The sequence below is a fragment of the Allobosea sp. TAF32 genome (assembly GCF_052113585.1).
Taxonomy (GTDB): domain Bacteria; phylum Pseudomonadota; class Alphaproteobacteria; order Rhizobiales; family Beijerinckiaceae; genus Allobosea.
Genome location: NZ_JBFRDM010000002.1, coordinates 566486 through 588510, shown reverse-complemented (window position 1 = coordinate 588510; position 22025 = coordinate 566486). Strand labels below are relative to the sequence as shown.

At 65.4% G+C, this 22025-nt stretch carries 19 protein-coding genes; 9 read left to right on the top strand and 10 right to left on the bottom strand.

What is annotated here, in order from left to right; translation table 11 throughout:
* Position 1: 1 nt before the first annotated feature.
* Positions 2-946 (top strand): branched-chain amino acid ABC transporter permease, encoded by a 945-nt coding sequence (locus AB4Z16_RS07300; protein WP_441510662.1) that lies wholly within the window; start codon positions 2-4, stop codon positions 944-946.
* 28 nt (positions 947-974) lie between these two features.
* Here the strand turns inward: AB4Z16_RS07300 and AB4Z16_RS07295 are convergent, their stop codons facing one another.
* Complete coding sequence (locus AB4Z16_RS07295; protein ID WP_441469638.1) at positions 975-1697, bottom strand: GntR family transcriptional regulator; 723 nt, start codon at positions 1695-1697, stop codon at positions 975-977.
* A gap of 336 nt (positions 1698-2033) precedes the next feature.
* Between AB4Z16_RS07295 and AB4Z16_RS07290 the strand changes: the two genes are divergently transcribed.
* From AB4Z16_RS07290 to AB4Z16_RS07275, 4 genes are all read left to right on the top strand, one after another.
* On the top strand, positions 2034-3317 hold the full coding sequence (locus AB4Z16_RS07290; RefSeq protein ID WP_441510661.1) for an ABC transporter substrate-binding protein: 1284 nt from the start codon (positions 2034-2036) through the stop codon (positions 3315-3317).
* Between the two features lie 70 nt (positions 3318-3387).
* Complete coding sequence (locus AB4Z16_RS07285) at positions 3388-5685, top strand: molybdopterin guanine dinucleotide-containing S/N-oxide reductase (protein ID WP_441510660.1); 2298 nt, start codon at positions 3388-3390, stop codon at positions 5683-5685.
* An 80-nt stretch (positions 5686-5765) separates the two neighbouring features.
* Positions 5766-6995, top strand: coding sequence for an NAD(P)/FAD-dependent oxidoreductase (locus AB4Z16_RS07280; RefSeq protein ID WP_441510659.1), 1230 nt, complete (start codon positions 5766-5768; stop codon positions 6993-6995).
* A gap of 20 nt (positions 6996-7015) precedes the next feature.
* On the top strand, positions 7016-7969 hold the full coding sequence (locus AB4Z16_RS07275) for an ornithine cyclodeaminase family protein (RefSeq protein ID WP_441510658.1): 954 nt from the start codon (positions 7016-7018) through the stop codon (positions 7967-7969).
* A gap of 3 nt (positions 7970-7972) precedes the next feature.
* Here AB4Z16_RS07275 and AB4Z16_RS07270 read toward each other — a convergent pair whose 3' ends face one another.
* Both AB4Z16_RS07270 and AB4Z16_RS07265 read right to left on the bottom strand, forming a co-directional pair.
* Positions 7973-8494, bottom strand: a complete 522-nt coding sequence (locus AB4Z16_RS07270; protein ID WP_441510657.1) for a MarR family winged helix-turn-helix transcriptional regulator — start codon at positions 8492-8494, stop codon at positions 7973-7975.
* A 70-nt stretch (positions 8495-8564) separates the two neighbouring features.
* A complete protein-coding gene (locus AB4Z16_RS07265) occupies positions 8565-9356 on the bottom strand; it encodes a cyclase family protein (protein WP_441510656.1) in 792 nt (263 codons plus the stop codon).
* Positions 9357-9636: 280 nt separating this feature from the next.
* Here AB4Z16_RS07265 and AB4Z16_RS07260 point away from each other — a divergent pair, with 280 nt between their 5' ends.
* The 4 genes from AB4Z16_RS07260 to AB4Z16_RS07245 all read left to right on the top strand — a co-directional run bounded on the left by AB4Z16_RS07260 (position 9637) and on the right by AB4Z16_RS07245 (position 16527).
* Positions 9637-11787, top strand: a complete 2151-nt coding sequence (locus AB4Z16_RS07260; protein WP_441510655.1) for a thiamine pyrophosphate-dependent enzyme — start codon at positions 9637-9639, stop codon at positions 11785-11787.
* Positions 11788-11792: 5 nt separating this feature from the next.
* Positions 11793-13367, top strand: a complete 1575-nt coding sequence (locus tag AB4Z16_RS07255; RefSeq protein WP_441510654.1) for an indolepyruvate oxidoreductase subunit beta family protein — start codon at positions 11793-11795, stop codon at positions 13365-13367.
* A 138-nt stretch (positions 13368-13505) separates the two neighbouring features.
* Complete coding sequence (locus AB4Z16_RS07250) at positions 13506-15080, top strand: Re/Si-specific NAD(P)(+) transhydrogenase subunit alpha (protein ID WP_441510653.1); 1575 nt, start codon at positions 13506-13508, stop codon at positions 15078-15080.
* 13 nt (positions 15081-15093) lie between these two features.
* Positions 15094-16527 carry an NAD(P)(+) transhydrogenase (Re/Si-specific) subunit beta gene (locus AB4Z16_RS07245; protein WP_441510652.1) on the top strand — a complete coding sequence of 478 codons (1434 nt, stop codon included), beginning with the start codon at positions 15094-15096 and terminating at the stop codon, positions 16525-16527.
* 44 nt (positions 16528-16571) lie between these two features.
* On the opposite strand, the gene AB4Z16_RS07240 is transcribed toward AB4Z16_RS07245, so the two are convergent.
* The 7 genes from AB4Z16_RS07240 to AB4Z16_RS07210 form a co-directional block, all read right to left on the bottom strand.
* Positions 16572-16916 (bottom strand): helix-turn-helix domain-containing protein, encoded by a 345-nt coding sequence (locus AB4Z16_RS07240; protein WP_441510651.1) that lies wholly within the window; start codon positions 16914-16916, stop codon positions 16572-16574.
* A 180-nt stretch (positions 16917-17096) separates the two neighbouring features.
* Positions 17097-17828 (bottom strand): amino acid ABC transporter ATP-binding protein, encoded by a 732-nt coding sequence (locus AB4Z16_RS07235; protein ID WP_441510650.1) that lies wholly within the window; start codon positions 17826-17828, stop codon positions 17097-17099.
* The gene (locus AB4Z16_RS07230) at positions 17809-18462 is read right to left on the bottom strand and encodes an amino acid ABC transporter permease (protein ID WP_441510649.1); all 654 of its coding nucleotides are present in this window, start codon (positions 18460-18462) and stop codon (positions 17809-17811) included. The genes AB4Z16_RS07235 and AB4Z16_RS07230 overlap by 20 nt, the downstream gene beginning before the upstream one ends.
* The gene (locus AB4Z16_RS07225; protein ID WP_441510721.1) at positions 18462-19121 is read right to left on the bottom strand and encodes an amino acid ABC transporter permease; all 660 of its coding nucleotides are present in this window, start codon (positions 19119-19121) and stop codon (positions 18462-18464) included. Before AB4Z16_RS07225 ends, AB4Z16_RS07230 begins: the two co-directional genes overlap by 1 nt.
* Before the next feature lie 124 nt (positions 19122-19245).
* Positions 19246-20049 (bottom strand): transporter substrate-binding domain-containing protein, encoded by an 804-nt coding sequence (locus tag AB4Z16_RS07220; RefSeq protein ID WP_441510648.1) that lies wholly within the window; start codon positions 20047-20049, stop codon positions 19246-19248.
* 78 nt (positions 20050-20127) lie between these two features.
* On the bottom strand, positions 20128-21114 hold the full coding sequence (locus AB4Z16_RS07215; RefSeq protein ID WP_441510647.1) for a 2-hydroxyacid dehydrogenase: 987 nt from the start codon (positions 21112-21114) through the stop codon (positions 20128-20130).
* Between the two features lie 21 nt (positions 21115-21135).
* Complete coding sequence (locus AB4Z16_RS07210) at positions 21136-21897, bottom strand: GntR family transcriptional regulator (protein ID WP_441510646.1); 762 nt, start codon at positions 21895-21897, stop codon at positions 21136-21138.
* Positions 21898-22025: the final 128 nt, after the last annotated feature.

Below are 22025 nucleotides of genomic sequence, written 5' to 3'. Positions count from 1 at the left end.
AATGATCGGTCTGTTATCCTATCTCGTCTTTTTCACCAGCGTCGCGCTGATCTTCGCGGTGGTCGTGCTGGGTCTCAATTTGCAGTGGGGTTCCACCGGCCTCTTCAACGCCGGTATCGTCGGCTTCTATGCGATCGGCGCCTATGCCTTCGCGATCCTCACCGCGCCGCCTCGCCCTGAGCTCATCGGCAACTTCGGGCTCCCCTGGCTGGTGGGGCTGGCAGGGGCGATGGCCGCCTCGGCCTTCGCCGCACTGATCATCGGCCTCGCCACGCTGAAGCTGCGCGACGACTATCTCGCGATCGCGACCTTCGGCATTGCCTCGACGATCCAGCTCCTCGCCCTGAACGCCGAGCCGCTGACCGGCGGCGCGATGGGCATCGCATCGATCCCCAACCCCGCCCGCGGCCTGTCCGGCTCGCCCATCGTCAACAATCTCTGCTATCTCGGGCTCGTTCTGGCGATCGTCGCGCTGGTCTATGGTGGCCTGCAGAGGATCGTCGCGTCGCCTTGGGGGCGCGTGCTGAAGGCCATCCGCGAGGACGAGATCGCCGCGCAGACGCTCGGCAAGGATGTCAGCCTGTTCCGGCTCCAGGCCTTCGTGCTGGGGTCGATGCTGATGGGGCTCGGCGGCGCGCTCTATGTCGGCTTCGTCGGCTTCGTCAGCCCCTCCGACTTCATGCCGATCCTGACTTTCCAGATCTGGACGATGCTCATCATCGGCGGGAGCGGCAACAACAAGGGCGCGATCCTGGGCGCGATCCTGGTCTGGGCGCTGTGGACCCTGATCGGCGCCGCGACAGCCCAGTTGGTTCCCGCGCAATATCAGGCCTATGGCGGAGCGCTCCAGTCCCTGGTCATCGGCCTCATCCTCGTGCTGACGCTGCTGCTGCGCCCGCGCGGCCTGATCGGCGAACGAAGCACGACGTCGCGTCACGCTGCCTGACCGAGGCCGGCCGCGACGCGATCGCGGCTCAGCTTCCTTTCTTGCGCTTCGGCGGTGAATTCTCGACTTCGTCGCGACATAGCCGGCGCAGGAGATCCTGTGTCGTCTCGATGTCGCCTTTCACCGCCTTGGCGGCGGCGCGTGCATCGCCGGCCTCGATCGCCGCCACGAGGTCGCGGTGATGGGAACTCGGCCTGTAGCTGTCCGATACGAGCAGAGGCTCGATATAGTTCGACAGCATGCGCATATAGGGGCCGAAGCGCAGCCAGAGCGTCTGGATGAACTGCACCACCACGGGCGAGCCGCAGCTGTCGTAGACGGCGAAGTGGAATTCCTGGTTCCGGCCGAGCATCTTGGCGAGGTTGCGCTCGGCCGTGGCCGCCTCATGCTCCAGCATCAGCGCGGCGAAGCGCTTGCGGTCTTCGGCCGTGCTGCGCTCGGTGGCGAGCTTCGCTGCAAGCGTTTCGAGCGCGATGCGCGTCAGGCACAGATCGTTCAGGCCGGCAAGACTGACGGTCGGCACCTTCGCCGATCCGTTGGCGACCACGACGAGCGCATTCTCCGCGGTCAGGCGGCGCAGCGCTTCGCGCACCGGCATGTGGCTTGTCTGGAACGTCTCCGCCAGAAAGGCGATCGTCAGCGTCTGCCCGGGTTCGAAATGTCCGGACATCAGCGCATGCCGCAGCTGCCTGTAGACTCCGTCCTGGATCGTCGAGCGCGACGAGACCGGCTCAAGGAAATCGATGGCCATTCCAGATCACTTTTTGATCAAACGATGCTTCGATTTGTAGCATAGGACGCTAGCTATGCCGGGACAAGCCGTCGCTTGGCTCCCGAGCGCGTGAAGACTCGCTTCGTGGCGTTCGAATTAGAGATGAAAGCCAAAGTCGAACGGCGACTCTTGTACATAAAACCGCATAAATATCAGACCGATACCACACTTCCAGAGGGCGCGTGGCGGGCGCTTTACCGCATGGCGTTTGTGTGCTCTTATGATCAAATGATGCAAGATCATCGCAGGTGACCCGACGCGTCCGGAGGGCTGCCGGGAAGCCGTTTCGACCAAGGCATAAAAGAGGGGAAAGCCATGTCGAGCATAATCAGGAGCCTGCTGCTCGCCTGCGCAGTAGGCGCTGCCGCGTCAGCGCTGGCGCCGTCGCAGGTTTTGGCTCAGAACGTGTCCTGCCCGGTCAAGATCGGCGGCGTCCTGTCGCTGACGGGATCGATGGGAGCGGTGGGCAAGAACATCGCCAACAGCGCTCAACTCGCCGTGCAGCACATCAATGCCGGCGGCGGCGTCAAGGGATGCCCGGTGCAACTCGTTCTGCGGGACGATCAGGGGCAGCCCAATGTCGGCGTCGACGCCGCCAAGTTCCTTGTGGAAGTCGAGCGTGTCGCGGCGCTGACCGCGGCGATCTCCAGCGGCGTCACCATTCCCGTCCTGACCTCGGTTGCGGTGCCATCCAAGATTCCGCAGATCGCCTGCTGCTCGTCCGCACCGATCCTCACGACGATGGCGCAGGAGGGGAAGACCGGCGGCTTCTTCTTCCGAACCTTTCCGACAGTGAAGAACCTCGCCTACCCGCCGGCGAAAATCGCGGCCGAGCGCGGCTGGAAGCGCGTCGCGATGATCTACGTCAACACCGACTATGGCACGAGCCTGGTCAAGGACTTTACGCGCGCGACCGAGGCGTTCGGCGGCAAGGTCGTCAAGACCGTCGGCTTCAACGAGAACCAGGCCTCCTACCGCGCCGAGGTCGCCTCCGCGCTTGCCGAGAAGCCGGATGCGATGTTCCTCGTCGCCTTCCCGCAGGATGGCGCAACGATCGCGCGCGAATGGATATCGCTCGGCGGCACGCAGAACCTGATCCTGAACAACGCCCTGCGCAGCCCGGACTTCGTCAAGGCGGTCGGCGAGAAATACCTCGCCAAGGCGTTCGGCACGGACAATGCCTCGGCGGCTGGACCTTCCGTCAACGTCTTCAAGGAAGCCTTCGAGGCCGAGTTCAAGGCGAGCGCGGCTGGCCCGGGCATCTACAATATCTACGACGCCGTGATGGTGCTGGGCCTCGCGATGAACATCGCCCCCGACCTCTCGGGAACCGCCATCCGCGACGCGATCCGCAAGAGCCATGCGGCGGGGGGAGAAACGGTCTCGACCGGTCCTGCCGAGTTCAAGAAGGCGCTCGCGCTGATCGCGAAGGGCGCGCCGATCAAATATCTCGGGGCGACCGGCCCGGTCGAGTTCGACGCTAACGGCGACGTCAGCGGTCCGGCCCTGGCCTGGCGTGTCGACGGCTCCAATCTCGTCATCGACCGCAGCTTCTCGACCGAAGACATGCAGAAGCTGTTCAAGCAGATCGATGGCTGACACATAGGGGGCTAGGTTCCGGACGGGCCCGGGCCGCGCTCGCGGCCCGGGCCGACCGGCTGAGAAGGCCATGACGAACTACACGCTGTCGCATTGGGGGCTCTACGAGGTCGAGCCGCGGACCGGGACCGATCCCGCCATCGCTCCGTTCCGGCGCGATCCCGACCCGAACCCGATCGGCCTGCACCAGCTCGATCCCGCATTGAAGCGCCTGCGGGTGCGGCGGCCCGCGATCCGCGAAAGCTGGCTGCGCAATGGACCTGGCGCGTCACCGGAACGACGCGGGCAGGATGCTTTCGTCGAGGTACCCTGGGACCAGGCGCTCGACCTCGTCGCCTGCGAAATCGAGCGTGTCCGCAAGCGCTTCGGCAACAGCGCTATCTTCGGCGGTTCCTATGGCTGGTCGAGCGCGGGACGGTTCCACCATGCGCAGAGCCAGGTGCACCGCTTCCTCAACGCAGTCGGCGGCTATGTCCGGCACGTCGATTCCTACAGCCTCGGCGCCGCCAATGTGGTGCTGCCACACATCGTCGCCAGCATGGACGAGTTGATGGCGAGCCATACCTCCTGGGAGGTGATGGCTGAGCATACCGAGCTCTTCGTCACCTTCGGCGGGGTGCCGGTGAAGAACGCTCAGATGAACGCCGGCGGCGTCGGGCTCCACGGCGTGGCGCAGGGCCTCGCCATGATGCGGGAGGCCGGCGTGCAATTCGTCAATATCGGCCCCGTCCGCGACAATATCGGCGCAGCGCGCGCGGGAGCCGAATGGCTTCCGTGCAGGCCGAATACCGACACGGCCGTGATGCTCGCGCTCGGCTTCGTCCTGCTCTCGGAGGGCCTCGTCGATCACGACTTCCTCGATCGCTATTGCGTCGGCTTCAGCGCCTTTGCGGCCTATCTCAACGGGGTATCCGACGGCATCGCCAAGACTCCCGAATGGGCGCAGGCGATCAGCGGCGTGCCGGCCGCGACGATCGGCGCGCTGGCGCGGCGCATGGCCGCGTCGCGCACCATGCTCAATGTCTCCTGGTCGATGCAGCGCGCCAGCCATGGCGAGCAGCCGTTCTGGGCGGTGATCTCGCTGGCAGCCATGCTCGGGCAGATCGGTCGCCCCGGCGGCGGCTTCGGCCTCGGCTACGGCGCCGCCAATCTGGTGGGCAGCGCACATGCCAGGGTGAAGGGGCCGACACTCTCGCAGGGACGCCCGGGCATCCCCGACTTCATTCCCGTCGCGCGGATCGCCGACATGCTGCTCGGGCCGGGCGAGCCCTTCACCTATGACGGTGGGGCCTTCGCCTATCCCGACATCCGCCTGATCTACTGGGCGGGGGGCAATCCCTTCCACCATCATCAGGATCTCAACCGCCTGAGGCGGGCCTGGCAAAAGCCGGAGACGATCGTGGTGAACGAGCAATACTGGACCGCGACGGCCAAGCGCGCCGACATTGTCCTGCCTGCCACGACGACACTCGAGCGCGACGATATCGGCTCCGCGACGCTGGAAGCCTTCCTCGTGGCGATGAAGCGCGCCATGCCTCCCGAGAACGAAGCCCGCGACGATTACGATATCTTCGCGGCGCTCTCCGCCCGGCTGGGTTGCGCCGAAACCTTCACCGAAAACCTCGATACGATGGGTTGGCTGCGTCGCCTCTATGAGGAAAGCCGCAAGATCAATCAGGCGCGCAACATCACGCTGCCCGATTTCGAGAGCTTCTGGCGAAAGGGGCTCGTCGATCTGACGGCACATGATCGCCCTGCGACGATGCTCGCGGCCTTCGTTGCCGATCCCGAGCGCAATCCGCTGGGAACGCCGTCCGGCCGCATCGAGATCCACTCGCAGCGGGTTGCCGGCTTCGCATTGCCCGATTGTCCGGGCCACGCCGTTTGGCGGGAACCCACCGAGTGGCTTGGTGCCGAGAAGGCACAGCGCTTTCCTTTGCATCTGCTGACCGATCAGCCGGCGCGGCGGCTGCACAGCCAGCTCGACGCGAGCCCCCATAGCCGCGCCGGCAAGATCGCCGGGCGCGAGCCCGTCTATCTGAACCCGGCCGACGCCGCCGCCCGCGGCATAGCCGAGGGGCAAATCGTCGAGCTTTTCAACGATCGCGGCCGCTGCCTGGCCGGGGCGATCCTGAGCGACGAGATCATGCCAGGCGTCGCGCGCCTGTCTACCGGTGCCTGGTACGACCCCGATCCCGCGACGGGTCTCGACCGACACGGCAATCCGAACGTGCTGACGCTTGACGAGCCGGCCTCGACCTTGTCCCAGGGCTGCAGTGCGCAAAGCTGCCTCGTCGAGATCGCACCCTGGACGGGGGAGGTCCCCCCTGTCACCGCCTTTGATCTGCCGGAGTTCACGACGCGATGACGCCAGCGAGGCGATACGAGCCGGGGACGCCACAATACCGAAGGACGGTCTGGTGGAGCACGGCTGCACCGCGACCGCACTTGAGCCCGCTCCGGGCCGATATCACTGCGGATATCGCTATCATCGGTGCCGGTTTTACCGGCCTCACCGCGGCGCTGCATCTTGGCCGGACAGGTGCCAGGGTGGTCGTGCTGGAGGCGGACGCAATCGGCTCGGGGGCCAGCGGCCTGAACGCCGGATTCGTTGTCCCGAACTTCGCCAAGGCCGACCCGGCCGCCGTCATCGCGCGGCTCGGACGCGAGCGCGGAGAGCGCCTCCTCGCCATGATCGGCGCCGGAGCCGAACGGGTTTTCGCGACGATCCGAGACCATGACATAGCTTGCGACGCCGAACAGGTCGGCTGGATGCAGGTCGCCCATTCGCCGGCGATGGCGGAAGTGCTCACGCGCCGAGCCGAAGCCTGGCAGAATCTCGGCAGGCCGGTCGTCATGCTGGACGAGGCGAGAGCGCGCAGCCGTTCCGGACTGCAGCATTGCGCCGGAGCCCTGTTCGACGCGAGCGGCGGCATGCTCCATCCCCTGAATTATGCCTATGGCCTCGCTGGCGCGGCGATCGCCGCCGGGGGGCAAATCCATGAGGGCTGTCCAGTGGACAGCGTCGAGCGTTCGGGAAGCGGTTGGCGTCTCGTCTGCGGCGAGCGCAAGATTCAAGCCGGACAGGTCCTGCTCTGCACCAATGCCTTCGAGCAGGGCGCGGCGCGCCGTCTTGGCCGGTCGACCGTGCCGCTCACGGTCTATCAGGTTGCTACGCAGCCGCTCGACGAGGCGACCGTCCGCAGGATTTCGCCCCGCCGGAATCCCGTGGCCGATACGCGTGCGAACCTCCTGACTTACCGTCTCGACCGGGACAATCGCCTGATCAGCGGCGGCATGGCGATGCTGCCGGTCCGGGCCGAAGAGCGCATGGCGCGCATGATCGTCGCGCGCCTCCAGCGCGAACTCGCCCTGCCGGAAAGGCCCGAGGCGGCCTTCGTCTGGCGCGGCACCGCAGCGATGACGACCGATTTCCTGCCGCATCTCTACGAATTTGGTCCGGGTTTCCTCGGCGGCATCGGCTGCAATGGGCGCGGTATCGCACTGACCGCCATGCTCGGCGAGGTCATGGCCGCAGCCGCGGGAGGCGCCCGGCTCCAGGATCTGCCGATCGGTTTGGCGCATCCGGGCGGGATTCCCTTCCGCACGCTCGCCGTGGCCGCGCCGTCCTTCGCGATCGCTCAGGCGCGCTGGCAGGACAAGCAGGCGGGGCTCTGACGGTGCTGATCCTCGAGGGAATGGACGTTCGCGCCGCGCTCACGATGGAGGATTGCATCGGGGCGGTGCGCGAGGCGCTGCAAACCTTTGCGCGCGGAGACTGCGAGCAGTTTCCGCGCTTCCAGCTCAAGCCGGGGACGGACGGGCCGCTGATGGGGCTGATGCCGGCGTTTCAGGGCGGTGACGCGCCGATCTGGTGCCTGAAGGACGTGCTGGTCGCGTCGGGCAACCGCGCACGCGGCCTCGACAGTCATCAGGGCGCCATCCTGCTTCATGACGGGACGACGGGCGAACCGCTGGCGCTCGTCGACGCGACCGCGATCACAGCCTTGCGGACGGCGGCCACCAGCGCGGTCGCGACGCTGGCCCTGGCGCGCCCGGACGCCCTGAGGATCGCGATCCTCGGAAGCGGAACGCAGGCTCGTTCCCATATCGAAGCCCTGCGCTTGGCCCTGCCGCAGGCCGAGATCGTCATCTGCGCCCGCTCTCCCCAGCAGGCCGAGAAACTGGCCGAGGAAACCGGGTGCACCCTGGCCTCGAGCATCGAAGGTGCCGTCGTCGAAGCGGACATCATCTGCACGGTCACAGGCGCCCGCGAGCCCCTGCTGCGGCTCGATTGGCTCAAGGCCGGTTGCCACGTCAACGCCGTCGGCGCGAGTTCGCCCCAGGCGCGTGAGCTCGGCTCGGACATCGTCTCGTCAGCCGAGTTCTTCGTGGATTCGCGGGCGCAGGCGATGGTCGAGTGTGGGGAATTGCTGCTGCCGATGCGAGAAGGGGTGATCGGCGAGGATCACGTCCGCGCCGAGATCGGCGAGGTTCTGGTCGGTTCCCGGCCGGGCCGGTCCGGCCCCGAAGCGCTCACGGTCTTCAAATCCCTCGGCATGGCCATCGAGGACATGGCGGCGGCCGTTTGCGCCCTTCGCAAGGCGCAGGCTTTGGGTATCGGGCAACAGATTCGCTGGCGGCCCGGCTGATTGTCAGCGGGCGAGGTTGGCGAGGAGCTTGTGGAGGGTCGCGGCAAAGGCCGCGAACTCCGTCTCGTCGACACCGTCCATCAGGTCCGCATGCATGGCCAGCATCGTCGGCCAGAACTGCTGGAAGAAGGCAGCTCCGGCGGCGGTAATGGCGATGCTGCGCACGCGCCCGTCCTGCTCATGAATCTGGCGGCTGACGAAGCCCTGCCTCTCCAGCGCGTCGAGTGTGCGACTCATGGTCGATTGCTCGGTCGCGGCATGCTGGGCGAGTTCGTTGACCGTTAGCGAGGGGTAGATGCTCAGGACCGCGAGCGCGCGCATCTTCGTGGTCGTGAGGCCGAACCCGCGGACGGCCTGGAGCATGCGCGCATTCCACAGCATCGCGGTGCGATTGATCAGATAGGGCGCGAAATTCTCCAACCCGAATTCCCCGATGGTCGGAGGACGGTGCCGGGTCGCGTCGCCCGTGACGGCCCGCCGGGTAGCGGGCCGCGAAGCGCTCTTGCGTTTGACGTCACTGGCCAAGAAATCGGGTCCGCATGCTCAAGCTTGACGGCATAGGTACCGGAGTTTCCGGCGCAGGCAACCCCGGCACTCAGCCCGCCGGGGTCAGCGCCAGAACGCGCACCGGGCTACCTGTTCCGCCGACGATCTTCAAAGGCGCCACCAGCAGGAGCGCGCCCTTCGGCGGCAGCTTGTCGAGATGACAGAGGCTGGCGAGCCCGTATTTGCCCTGGCCAAGCATTAGCGCATGCGCCGGGAAGGGCGGCTCGAAAGCGGCGGCACCACCAGCATCGGTGCCCACGCATTCGCTGCCGAAGCCGATCGCACCCCGCGACAGGAGATATTCGATGCAGTCGACGCTCGGACCGGGCGAATGCGGGCCGTTTTCGTCCGCATTGAGGAACGCCTGGGCATTCGTGTTGCGGTGGTGCCAATCCGAGCGCATCAGCACCCAGGAACCGGGCTCGATCTCGCCATGCTCGGCTTCCCAGGCCCGCACGCCTGCGGCCGTCAACAGGAAGTCGGGATCTTCCGCAACGGCGCGGCTGCAATCGATCACCACGGCGGGGGCCACGAAATCGCGCGGCGGCAGCTTGTCGGTCGTGTTGTCTGGCCGGTCCTTGCCGGAGATCCAGTGACTGGGCGCGTCGAAATGTGTGCCGGTATGCTCGCCCAGCTCCATCCAGCCCCAGGCCCACCAGGGACCATTGCCGTCATAGGCCGAGATCTCGTGCATCTTGAAACGCGGCGTGTTCTTGCCGAACTGGGGCGGCAGATACAGCACCGGCGTGTCCGGCCCGAGCGGCGCGGTGAGATCCACCACAGATATGGCGCCCGACGCGATGGCCGTGGCGACGCCCGAGATCAGCGCCGAAGCGTTCATGTCAGCATCCCCTTTTTTCTGTCTCGCGGCCGACAGCATGCAGGCCACCGGGCGATTGTCGCCGATAAATATGATAATGCAAATAAATTCGACAAATCGCGCGACAATGGCGGATGCGGCGCCTTAGCGAGCAGCCCGCTAGCCGGAGGCTTCCCTAGCGTTTTGGTTGAAAACGCCGGGCGTCAGCCGTTCTTTGCATGCAAGCAGGCCAATTGACAGCCGGCGATGCTTATTAGATGAATGTGCATATAAATTTCAATCGCGCGATCAGGGGTGCGCCATGGCCGAACGGTCCTTCGCGAAGGAAGTGCAGGATCTGCGCCTGACAGAAGGGGAAATCTTCCGCGGCGAAGGTATCCTCGCGCTGACCAAGGCCTTGCTGCAATCCGGCGTGGCCTATGTCGCCGGCTATCAGGGTTCGCCGATCTCGCATCTGATGGATGTGCTCGCGGACGCCAAGGATGTCCTCGACGAGCTCGGCGTTCATTTCGAGTCGTCCGCCTCGGAGGCGGCCGCGGCAGCGACGCTTTCGGCATCGGTGATGTACCCGCTGCGCGGCGCGGTGACGTGGAAATCAACGGCTGGCACCAATGTCGCGAGCGACGCGCTGACCAATCTCGCCTCCAGCGGCGTCAATGGCGGCGCGCTGATCATCCTCGGCGAGGATTATGGCGAGGGCTCCTCCATCCCGCAGGAGCGCAGCCACGCCTTTGCGATGAAATCGCAGATCTGGCTGCTGGATCCGCGCCCCAATCTCGAATCCATCGTCAAATCCGTGGAGGACGGCTTCGCCCTGTCGGAGGCCTCGCATACGCCGGTCATGCTGCAGGTGCGGATCAGGGCCTGCCATGTCCATGGTCATTTCATCGCCAAGGCGAACAAGCCGCCGGCCTTCATGCTCCGTGAAGCCCTCGAACGACCGCTGCGCGATGTCGACCGCGTCGTGCTGCCGCCGGCCTCGATGCTCCAGGACCGGCAGAAGCTGCAGCAGCGCTGGCCCGCCGCCGTCGAGTACATTCGCACGCATCGGCTGAACGAGTTCTTCGGACCGGCCCAAGGGGATGTCGGCATTATCCTGCAGGGCGGCATGTACAATTCCGTGATCCGCGCCCTGCAATATCTCGGCCTCGCCGACGCCTATGGCGAAACCAGCGTGCCGCTCTACGTGCTGAACGTGACCTATCCGCTGGTTGACGGCGAAGTCGCGGCGTTCTGCGCCGGCAAGCGTGCCGTGCTCATGGTCGAGGAAGGTCATCCCGCCTATCTGGAACAAGCCGTCGGGATGGTGCTGCGCCAGCACGGGCTATCCGCGACGCTTGCCGGCAAGGACGTGCTGCCGCTCGGCGGCGACTATACGGCGGCCGTGCTGACCAAGGGGATCGACACCTTTCTGGCCGCCCATGCCCGTCCGCTCCTGGGCAACCGGGCGCCACCGCCCAATGCCGATGCGGTCCTCATGGCCCCCGAGGTCAAGGAACTGGCAACGGTCGTGCCACCGCGCCCCGCCGGCTTCTGCATCGGCTGCCCGGAGCGACCGATCTTCGCGGCGATGAAGCTCGTCGAGAAGGAGCTCGGTCCGCATCACATCTCGTCCGATATCGGGTGCCATCTGTTCTCGATCCTGCCGCCGTTCAATCTCGGCGGCACGACCATGGGATACGGGCTCGCGGGCGCTTCTGCCTCCGCCTTCAACGTGCCGGCCGGGAAGAAGCCGATCTCGGTGCTCGGCGATGGCGGCTTCTGGCACAACGGCCTGACATCGAGCGTCGGCAATGCGGTGTTCAACAAGCAGGATCAGGTCATCCTGATCGTCGACAACTTCTATTCTGCGGCGACCGGCGGGCAGGACATCCTGTCGTCGCGTGCGACGAACGACACGCGCTCAACCAAGCATTCCATCGTCCAGGCGGTGAAGGGGATCGGCGCGGGCTGGGTGCGCCAGATCGAGCGCACCTACGATGTCGGCCGGATGCGAGATACCTTGAAGGCGGCGCTCACCTCGACCGAACCGGGGCCGAAGGTCATCGTCGCCTCCTCGGAATGCATGTTGAACCGCCAGCGCCGCGAAAAGCCGCTGTTCAATCGCGCGGTGAAGGACGGCCGGCGCATGGTCAAGGAGCGCTTCGGGGTCGATGAGGATGTCTGCACCGGCGATCACGCCTGCATCCGCCTGTCCGGATGTCCTTCGCTCTCGGTCAAGGAAACGGACGATCCGCTGAGGGACGATCCCGTGGCGTCGATCGATAATAGCTGCGTCGGCTGCGGCAATTGCGGCGAGGTAGCCGAGGCCGCGGTGCTTTGCCCCTCCTTCTACCGCGCCGAGATCATCCATAACCCGTCCTTGCGCGACCGGCTGCTCTCCCGGGTTCGGAGCGCTGTGATCGGCTTCCTGCAGCGCCGGCGCGATCGCCGCCGCATCGTTTTCGGTTGAACGCCATGACCGACATCGCTCCCCCCGCCGCAGCCGGCGAGCGGCATGAACGGCCGATTTCGATCGCGATCCTCGCCATGGGCGGCCAGGGCGGCGGCGTGCTCTGCGACTGGATCGTCGACCTGGCCGAGCGGCAAGGCTGGGTCGCGCAATCCACCTCGGTTCCCGGCGTCGCCCAGCGGACCGGCGCGACGATCTACTATATCGAGATGCTCCCGGCGCGCGCGGGGCGCCTGCCGGTGCTGTCGCTGACGCCGACGCCGGGCGATGTCGATGTGGTGATGGCGGCCGAGTTCATGGAAGCGGGCCGCTCGCTTTTGCGCGGCTTCGTCACGCCGGAGCGGACCACCTTGATCGCCTCGACCCATCGCTCCTTCGCGGTGGCGGAAAAGGAGAAGCCGGGCGGCGGAATCGCCGACCCCGCTACGGTGACGGCCGCGGTCGCCATCGCGGCGCAGCGCTCCGTCATGTTCGACATGCAGGCGCTGGCGGAGCGCAATGGCAGCGTGATTTCAGCGGCTCTGTTCGGCGCGCTGGCGGGCGCGGCTGCACTCCCCTTTCCGCGCAGCGCCTTCGAGGAGGCGATACGCGCCGGGGGGAAGGGCGTCGAGCCCAGCCTGCGCGCCTTCGCGGCGGCGGCGGAGCGGGCGGCAGTACGATCGATCGAATTGCCGCAACCTGTCGGAAAAACTCTGCTGCCGCCTCCACGCAGCGTCGGAGCCCCGAAGCTTGATGCACTGCTCGGCCGGCTCCATGACGGGTTTCCCGAGCAGTTGCACCCGATCCTCTTCGCCGGCTTGCGGCGCTGCGTCGACTACCAGGATACGGCGTATGGAGCCGAATATCTGGCGGAACTGTCGCGATTGCTGGAACGGGACCGTGCGGCCGGTGGCGCTGAAAAGGCCTATGCGTTCGCGGCGGCGGCGGCCAAGTATCTCGCCGCCGCGATGAGCTATGACGACGTCATCCGGGTTGCCGATCTGAAGACCCGCCCCGCTCGCTTCGCCCGGATCGACCGCGAGACCGGGCGCAAGCCCGACCAGATCCTCTACATGACCGAGTTCATGCATCCGCGCATCGAGGAGGTCGTGGGCTCCTTGCCCGCTGCCCTCGGCCGCAGCCTGGAAAAGCGCCCCGGCCTGCTGCGCCGTCTTGGCCGCCTGACCGATCGTGGACGGCGCGTACGCACCGGCACGGTCTCCTGGTTCCTGCTGCTCTATGGGATATCGGCCTTGCGCCCGGTTCGCCGCAGCCTCCTGCGCCATCAGCGCGAAATGGAGCACATCCGCGAGTGGCTGGAGCGCGCCGAGGAGCTCTTGATCGGGGATTATGACCTCGCCGTCGAAGTGCTCGCCAGCAGGCGCTTGGTGAAGGGTTATTCGGATACTCACGCGAGGGGTCTATCGAAATTCGATCGCGTCCTCGCGGCTGTGCCGATGTTGACCAGCCTGCCGGACGCGGCCGGCTGGCTGAACCGCTTGGTTCGCGCTGCGCTCGCCGACGAGGACGGGACGATGCTGGACGGGGTCTTGCGGACGCTCGCGAATCTGCAGCCAGCTACTAACCCTTCAGCGACTTGACGAATTGGCAGGTGAAAGGCAGCGGTTCCCGTCACGGTCCGGCGCCTGTATCTGCCGGAGGTGGAATGCGACCAAAAATCGTTTGGCTGTGATGGGGCTTTCATCCATCACAACGCCAATTTACCAGTGGGGGGCACCGTGAGGATCGGATCACCGAAGGAAGTTGTGGCTGGCGAGGCGCGGGTTGCAATGACGCCCGAGAGCGCGCTGCAGCTCCAGAAACTCGGCTATGACTGCCTGATCGAGACCGGGGCGGGTATCGCTGCCGGATTCACGGACGAGGCCTATCGCGCCGCCGGCGTGAGCGTGGTCGAGACCGCCGCCGCGTTGTGGGACGCGGCCGACGTGATCGCCAAGGTGCGCCCGCCCGAGGCGGCGGAAGCGGAGCGCCTGAAGGCCGGCAAGACGCTGATCTCGTTCTTCTATCCCGCGCAGAACAAGGAACTGCTGGAGCTCTGCAAGGGCACGGGCGCCGACGTCATCGCCATGGACATGGTGCCGCGCATCTCGCGCGCCCAGAAGATGGATGCGCTGTCCTCGATGGCCAATATCGCGGGCTATCGCGCGGTGATCGAGGCCGGCAATAATTTCGGCCGCTTCTTCACCGGCCAGATCACGGCCGCCGGCAAGGTGCCGCCGGCCAAGGTGCTGGTCGTGGGCGCCGGCGTCGCTGGCCTCGCCGCGATCGGCACGGCGACCTCGCTCGGTGCCATCACCTACGCCTTCGACGTGCGACCGGAGGTCTCCGAGCAGATCGAGTCGATGGGCGCGCAGTTCGTCTTCCTCGACTTCAAGGGTGCGCAGCAGGACGGCGCCTCGAGCGGCGGCTATGCCGCGCCGTCGAGCCCCGAGTTCAGGGAGGCGCAGCTCAAGAAGTTCCGTGAGCTCGCCCCCGAGATCGACATCGTCATCACCACGGCGCTGATCCCCGGCCGCGACGCGCCGGTGCTCTGGACCGCTGATATGGTCGAGGCGATGAAGCCGGGCTCGGTCATCATCGACCTCGCTGCCGAGCGCGGCGGCAATTGCGAGCTGACCAAGGCCGACCAGAAGATCGTCACGCCGAACGGCGTCACGATCGTAGGCTATACCGACTTCCCGAGCCGGATGGCGGCGCAGTCCTCGACGCTCTACGCCACCAACATCCGCCACATGATGACGGATCTGACGCCCGGCAAGGACGGCAAGCTCGTCCACAACATGGAGGACGACGTCATCCGCGGCGCGACGGTGGCCTTCCAGGGCGCCATCACCTTCCCGCCGCCGCCGCCGAAGATCGCCGCGATCGCCGCGCAGAAGCCGAAGGAGAAGGCCAAGGAACTGACGCCGGCGGAAAAGCGGGCGCAGGAGGCCGCCGCCTTCAAGGCGCAGACCCGTTCCCAGCTGATGCTGCTCGGCATCGGAACGGTCGTGATGCTGATCGTCGGCGCCTATGCGCCGGCGAGCTTCATGAGCCATTTCATCGTGTTCGCGCTCGCCTGCTTCGTCGGCTTCCAGGTGATCTGGAACGTGTCGCACTCGCTGCACACGCCGCTGATGGCGGTCACCAACGCGATCTCCGGCATCATCGTGCTCGGCGCGCTCCTGCAGATCGGCTCCTCGGGCTGGCTCGTCACCGTCCTGGCGATGATCTCGGTCCTGATCGCGTCCATCAATATCGTAGGCGGCTTCCTGGTCACGCGCCGGATGCTCGCCATGTTCCAGAAGTCCTGAGGGGGGCTCGGACATGAGCATCGGTATCGTTTCCGCGGCCTATATCTCCGCCGCCATCCTGTTCATCCTGTCGCTCGGCGGCCTGTCTAACCAGGAAAGCGCCAAGCGCGCGGTCTGGTACGGCATCGCCGGCATGGCGCTGGCCATGGTCGCCACGGTCTTCGGGCCGGGCAGCGGCAAGCTCTGGCTCGTCATCGTCATGTTCGCCATCGCCTCGGCCATCGGCTGGCAGGTGGCGATGAAGGTGCAGATGACCGAGATGCCTCAACTGGTCGCGGCGCTGCACTCCTTCGTCGGCCTCGCCGCCGTGCTGATCGGCTTCAACGCGCATATCGAGCTCGGCTATGTGCAGGCGCTGGAACCCGCCGCCCGCGAGGCGCTGACCGGCTTCGCCGCCGTGCTCGCGCACAAGACCGGGGTCGAGATCAGTATTCTGAAGGTCGAGGTCTTCCTCGGCGTCTTCATCGGCGCGGTCACCTTCACCGGCTCGGTCGTCGCCTTCGGCAAGCTCGCTGGCAAGGTCGACGGCAAGGCCAGGAAGCTGCCCGGCGGCCATCTGCTGAACGCCGGCGCAGCGGCTCTCTCGCTGCTGATGCTGATCCTCTACGTGCAGGGTGCCGGCATCTGGACGCTGATCCTGATGACGCTGCTCGCCTTCTTCATCGGCTACCACCTGATCATGGGCATCGGCGGCGCCGACATGCCGGTCGTGGTGTCCATGCTGAACAGCTATTCGGGCTGGGCGGCCGCGGCGATCGGCTTCACGCTCGGCAACGACCTCTTGATCGTCGTCGGTGCGCTGGTCGGCTCGTCCGGTGCGATCCTCAGCTACATCATGTGCAAGGCGATGAACCGCTCCTTCATCTCGGTCATCCTCGGCGGCTTCGGCAACACCACCGGCCCGGCCCAGGCGATCGAGGGCGAGCAGATCGCGATCGACGTCGAAGGCGTCGCAGCGGCGTTGAACGAAGCCGACAGCGTCATCATCGTGCCCGGCTACGGCATGGCGGTGGCGCAGGCTCAGCAATCGGTCTCGGAACTGACGCGCAAGCTGCGCGCCGCCGGCAAGGAGGTGCGCTTCGCGATCCACCCGGTCGCCGGCCGCCTGCCCGGCCATATGAACGTGCTGCTCGCCGAGGCGAAGGTACCCTACGACATCGTGCTGGAAATGGATGAGATCAACGAGGACTTCCCGAACACGGACGTCGCGATCGTCATCGGCTCCAACGACATCGTCAATCCCGCCGCGCAGGAGGACCCGAACTCGCCGATCGCCGGGATGCCCGTCCTCGAGGTCTGGAAGGCGAAGCAGGTCTTCGTCTCCAAGCGCGGCCAAGGCACCGGCTATTCCGGCATCGAGAACCCGCTCTTCTACAAGGAGAACACGCGGATGTTCTACGGCGACGCCAAGAAAAGCCTCGACGAGCTGCTGCCAAAGGTCGCCTGAGGACCTGGAGCAGGTGCGGCACTCTGCATTGGTGGCAGGGTGCCTCAGTTTTGCTGGGCCTCTTCGATCTTCTTATAGAGATAGGATCGTGAAATTCCGAGGTGCTCAGCCGCCTTCTTCTTGTTGCCCTTGAACATCGTTAGGGTCTCATTGATAAGCTTGTTCTCGATCCGATCGAGGGTGTCTTTCAAATTCTGACCGCTCTCGATCGGGGCAACCTGGTCTTGGACTGTGGGGATGTCTCTTGCCGGAACCGGGCGGGCAGGGGCTCCCCTGCGTCGAAAATCGGTGGTGGTCAGGCGGTTGCTTTCGGAGAGGACGAAGGCCGATTCAATCTCGTGACGAAGCTGCCTGATAAGGACAGCCGATAACGAGTTCGGCAGCGGCACCGCGATTTCGGTAGACGTCCCGGATTGCAATGGCGCAGCCGGCGCGCGGTCATCGACAGCCTCCAGCTGCGACTGGCTTGACCCGCGTGCGGACCGCCATTGATTCCGACCGGCAGGCTGAACCCACTTGAGGTGCGCCCCGACGTGGTCGGCCAGCTTGGCCCGGATCGGGCCAAGCGCTCAGTGAGCGCCAGCCTGCACGAAGTTTCTGAGTTCAGGCGTCTGCGGATCTGAGAACAGCGTCTTCGACACTCCCTGTTCCCAAATCTTCCCCTGATGCATGAACACCGTCGTGTCGGCGACCGTTCGGGCGAAGTTCATCTCGTGGGTGACGAGCAGCATGGTCATGCCGCCCTTGGCGAGCTTCTCCATCACCAGCAGGACTTCGCCGGTCAGTTCCGGGTCGAGCGCCGAGGTCACCTCGTCGAACAGCATGACCTTGGGCTTCATCGCCAGCGAGCGGGCGATGGCGACGCGCTGTTGCTGGCCGCCGGAGAGATTGTCCGGATAGCTATCGAACTTCTCGGAGAGGCCGACTTGCGCCAGCACCTCCTTGGCGAGGGACAAAGCTTCCGCCTGCGGCACGTTCTTGGTGATGCGCGGCGAGAGCATGATGTTCTGCCCGACGGTCAGATGCGGGAAGAGGTTGTAGCTCTGGAAGACGATGCCGACGTCCTTGCGCAATTCGCGCAGCTTCTTCGGGTCCTGGGTCAGGCTGTGGCCGGCGACCTCGATCTTGCCGGCGTGGAAGCTCTCGAGCCCGTTGATGCAGCGCAAGAGCGTCGACTTGCCCGAGCCCGACCGCCCGATGATCGCGACCACCTGGCCGGTCTCGACGCTGAGCGAGACGCCCTTCAGCACCTCCAGGGAGCCGAAGCGCTTGTGGATGTCTTCAATGAGAACGGCTGGCATTCATCACCTTTTCGAGATGGCGGCTGAGCCGGGACAGCGGGAAGCAGATCGCGAAATAGATCAGGGCAACCAGGCTGAAGATCTGGAAGGCCTGATAGGTCGCGTTGTTGACCAGCATGCCGGCCCGCATCAGATCGACGAAGCCGACGACCTGGACGATCGAGGTATTCTTCACGAGCTGGACGAGGAAGCCGACCGTGGGCGGCAGCGAGATGCGGACCGCCTGCGGCAGGATCACATAGCGATAGGTCTGTGCCGTCGTATGCGCCAGCGAGGCCGAGGCCTCCCATTGTTGGCGCGGCACGGACTCGATCGAGCCGCGCCAGATCTCGGCGAGATAGGCGGAGACGTAGATCGAGAGCGAGGCGGAGGCTGCAAGGAAGGGCGGCAGCTCGATGCCCAGCGCCGAGAGCCCGTAATAGCTCATGAACAGCACCATGAGCACCGGGATCGACTGGATGATCAGGATGTAGCCGGCCGCGAAGCGGCGCAGCCACCTGATCCGCGACAGCCGCAGGATCGCGAAGATGCCGCCGATGATGCTGCCGATGAAGAAGGCGATGGCGGTGAGCGCCAGCGTCCAGCCGGCGGAGCGCAGGATGAAGAGGGCCTCGGGCCAACCGAAGGTCTGCATCAGGCGGCCTCCCCATGCGCTTCGGTGAGGCGGGCAAGGCCCGAGACCTGCGGAAAGAGCTTCCGGCCGAGCCAGTTCAGGAAGAGTTTGAAGGAGAGCGCCAGCACGAGATAGAGCACGGTGACGACGATATAGGTCTCGAACGAGCGGAACGTGTCCTGCTCGATGATCGCCGCCGTGCCGGAAAGCTCCTGCACGGAAACGAAGGAGCAGATGCTGGAGGCCAGCATCATCAGCACGAACTGGCTCGACAGCGCCGGCCAGACGCGGGCGAAGGCCGGCTGCAGGATGACGTGTTTCAGCACCTGCCATTTGGTCATCGCCAGAGCGAGGCCGGCTTCTATCTGCGATTTATGGATGGAGTCGACGCCGGCGCGGATGATCTCGGTGGCGTAGGCGGCGAGGTTGAGCGTCATCGCCAGGACGGAAGCTTCGAGCCCGTTCAGCCGGATGCCGAGCTGCGGCAGCCCGAAGAAGATCATGAAGAGCTGCACCAGGAACGGCGTGTTGCGCATCAGCTCGACATAGGCGTCGACGATATAGCCGGCCCAGTTGCCGGCGAGGCTGCGCAGCGCGGTCGTCGCCGTCGCTAGGACAAGGCCGAGCGCGATCGCGACGAAGGATAGCGCGATCGTAAGCCAGACCCCGTGCAGGATCATCGGCCATTTGGAAAGGACGTCTTGGAAGAGCAATGGCGCGCTCCTTCGGCCTGTGAGTGAGGTCGAGGGTTGCCGGCGCGCAAGGGCGCGCCGGCTGGTCAGCAGATCCGGTCAGGAAGGGGCATCAGAAGGTCGGCAGCGGCGGCAGCGGGCTACCGACCCACTTCTGCGCGATCGCGTCGAGCTCCCCGTTCTGCTTGACGTAGTAGATGAAGTTATTGAGCCACTGGCGCAGCTCCCAGGCGTCCTTGCGCATGGTCATTGAGTTCGGCTGCATGCCGAAGACGAATTTGAGCTCGGTCTCGGTCTCGCCGCGCGCCTTCATCGCGGCATTGGCCTGCGCATCGGGGCCGGCGATGGCCTCGACCTGGCCGGAGAACAGCGCCTGCATGGTGGTGGCGTCGTCCTCGAAGCGCAGGATGGTGAGGTTCAGCTCCTTTTCCCGGTTGGTGAACTCGCGCTCGACGCTGGAGCCGCGGTTGACGCCGACCTTGCGACCCTTGAGATCGTCCCAGGTTTTGATGGCGACGTTCTTCTTGGCGTAGATGCCGGTCTGGAAGGCGCTGTAGGGGATCGAGAACATCACCGCCTTGGCGCGCTCGGGCGTCGGCGCCAACGTAGCGACGAGGAAGTCGACCTTGTTGGCTTCCAGCGCCGGGATGCGGGCCGGAGGGGTGAGCTGCACCATCTCGACCTTGACGCCGAGATATTTGCCGATCAGCGCGATGACGTCGGCATCATAGCCGATGGCGTTGCCCTGCGAGTCGACCGAGCCATAAGGCGGAGCACCGATCAGCACGCCGATCTTGACCGAGCCCCGCTTGATGATGTCGGTAATCGTCTGGGCCGAAGCCTGGCTGGCGGCCAGCATGCCTGCCCCCAGCGCCAGCAGCGTGCCGGCAATCCTGAAATGCTTGAAAAGACCCATGGTGCGTTTCCCTGCTGTTGGCGGATTGCCCGCGGTTGGCCCAGCCGGCTTCTTGGCGTCCGGCTCGGAAATCGAAGATCAGTCTGCGCGTTTGCCCTGGCGTACGAGGTTGATCAGAGGCTCGCCGGCATAGCAGCGCCGGATATTGTCGGCGATCGTCTGCTGGCGGCGGCGGATCGTGCCGCTTGTCCATCCTGACATATGCGGCGTCATCACGATGTTCGGCAGCTCTTCAAAAGGCAACGAGCCCGGCAAGGGATTCATGTCCCCGGGGCCAGGATATCGGTACCAAGTGTCGATCACGGCGCCGCCGATACGTTCCTGCTTGAGCGCCTGGTATAAAGCCGCCTCGTCGAGCAGCGGGCCGCGCCCGACATTGAAGATGGTCGCATTTCGGCGCATCGCGGCGAAGGCGTCGGCGCCGACAATGCCCCGCGTCTCGGGAGCCAGCGGCAGCGACACCACGATCGCGTCGGCCGAGCCCCAGAATTCGCCGAGCCTGTCGAGCGTGAAGGAGCGGTCGACGACCTCTGAGGTCGCGACCGGGCTGCGATTGGCAACATTGACCTCCATCTCGAAGGCCTTGGCGCGCCGCGCAACCGCCTTCCCGATATGTCCGAAGCCGAGCAGGCCGATGATCTTGCCGGCGATCTCGCCATGGATACGCTCGGGGGAGCCGGCCCAATAGGCCCAGTCGCCGCGCCGCAATCGCTGATCGGCATCGGCGAGCGGGATGTGCCGCGCCAGCAGCGCGCTCATCACATATTCCGCGATCGCCTGCTCATGCCCGAAGCAATTGCAGAGGTTTGCCCCTGGCGGAAGCTCGTCGAGCCGCACAGCGTCGTACCCAGCTCCCGGCACATGGAACAGGCGAAGGTGGACCGGCGTCGGGAGCGCGGCGTCGAACTTCACGCCGATGATGACGTCCGCCCCTGCGTAAGCGAGACGATCCGCCTCGGCCTCCAATTGATCCGGAAGAATCGTGATGTCGGCGTCCGCACCAGCCAACTCGGCAAAGCCATGGCTGAAGGAGGCGGCATTCTCACCGTGGAAGACGATGCGCATGATCGGGCAGCTTTCCTTAGGTCAGGTATTTAGCAGCGGCTCGACGCTGCAATCCAGCAACGAAGGGTCGATGGCAGCTTCCATCTCGTCGAACATGCCGTCGACGAAACCGATCAGCGCATCAGAGGCTGCGACGGCGCGGTCGCCATGGCGCGTCGCGATAGCGTTCAGCACTGCGAGATGGTGGTCGATCGTCCCTTCCAGGCCGGCGCGGCGGGGCATGTAGTTGTGATAGATGAAGCCGATGCGCCTGAAGATCGTATGCAGGGGGCGCAGCGTATGCTCGAGGAACGGCTCGGCAGCGGCCGACAGCACCATCTGGTCGATGCGCCTGTCGAGGATGTTGAATTCGGCAAGCGTCAGCTCCGCCCGGCGTTCCCTCAGCAGACGCTCCATATGGAGCATCTGGTTGCGGTGCGAAGGCCCGGCACGCTCGGCGGCGAGGCCGATGACGAAGCGCTCGAGATCGCGCCGAAGCTTGAGCAGCAGACGCTCGCGCGCGAGGTCGATCGGGGCGATCTGCAGGCCATGGCGCGGACGGATAATAATCAGCGTGTCGGCCGCGAGCCGGTTGACGGCATTATGGACGGGGGTCCGGCCGAAGCCTGTCAGATCCTGCAGGTCCTGTAGGGCAAGAAAACGGCCCGGACTGAGCTCGCAGGTCACCAGCATCTCCTCGATGCGGCCATAGGCGAGCTCGAACAGGTTGACGCGATTGCGCCGCTTCGACGTTGCCGGATCGTCGGCCGAGACCAGTCGCGGCTGGTTATGGCGCCTCGCCATGCCGTGCTCCTCCCATGTTCGTTTCGAATCCCGCGTGACGCTTCGAAACGGCGCCATCTTGCGACTAACGATAAACATGTTGTGAAATTTTACAAGCGCTCCTATGGTCTTGCGATGCGAGGCCGCCA

Coding starts and splice junctions, on each gene's coding strand:
- AB4Z16_RS07300 (WP_441510662.1), top strand. CDS start 2: ATGATCGGTCTGTTATCCTATCTCGTCTTTTTCACCAGCGTCGCGCTG.
- AB4Z16_RS07285 (WP_441510660.1), top strand. CDS start 3,388: ATGACGAACTACACGCTGTCGCATTGGGGGCTCTACGAGGTCGAGCCG.
- AB4Z16_RS07255 (WP_441510654.1), top strand. CDS start 11,793: ATGACCGACATCGCTCCCCCCGCCGCAGCCGGCGAGCGGCATGAACGG.
- AB4Z16_RS07215 (WP_441510647.1), bottom strand. CDS start 21,114: ATGCGCATCGTCTTCCACGGTGAGAATGCCGCCTCCTTCAGCCATGGC.
- AB4Z16_RS07225 (WP_441510721.1), bottom strand. CDS start 19,121: ATGATCCTGCACGGGGTCTGGCTTACGATCGCGCTATCCTTCGTCGCG.
- AB4Z16_RS07245 (WP_441510652.1), top strand. CDS start 15,094: ATGAGCATCGGTATCGTTTCCGCGGCCTATATCTCCGCCGCCATCCTG.
- AB4Z16_RS07230 (WP_441510649.1), bottom strand. CDS start 18,462: ATGCAGACCTTCGGTTGGCCCGAGGCCCTCTTCATCCTGCGCTCCGCC.
- AB4Z16_RS07260 (WP_441510655.1), top strand. CDS start 9,637: ATGGCCGAACGGTCCTTCGCGAAGGAAGTGCAGGATCTGCGCCTGACA.
- AB4Z16_RS07275 (WP_441510658.1), top strand. CDS start 7,016: ATGGACGTTCGCGCCGCGCTCACGATGGAGGATTGCATCGGGGCGGTG.
- AB4Z16_RS07210 (WP_441510646.1), bottom strand. CDS start 21,897: ATGGCGAGGCGCCATAACCAGCCGCGACTGGTCTCGGCCGACGATCCG.
- AB4Z16_RS07290 (WP_441510661.1), top strand. CDS start 2,034: ATGTCGAGCATAATCAGGAGCCTGCTGCTCGCCTGCGCAGTAGGCGCT.
- AB4Z16_RS07295 (WP_441469638.1), bottom strand. CDS start 1,697: ATGGCCATCGATTTCCTTGAGCCGGTCTCGTCGCGCTCGACGATCCAG.
- AB4Z16_RS07265 (WP_441510656.1), bottom strand. CDS start 9,356: ATGAACGCTTCGGCGCTGATCTCGGGCGTCGCCACGGCCATCGCGTCG.
- AB4Z16_RS07235 (WP_441510650.1), bottom strand. CDS start 17,828: ATGCCAGCCGTTCTCATTGAAGACATCCACAAGCGCTTCGGCTCCCTG.
- AB4Z16_RS07220 (WP_441510648.1), bottom strand. CDS start 20,049: ATGGGTCTTTTCAAGCATTTCAGGATTGCCGGCACGCTGCTGGCGCTG.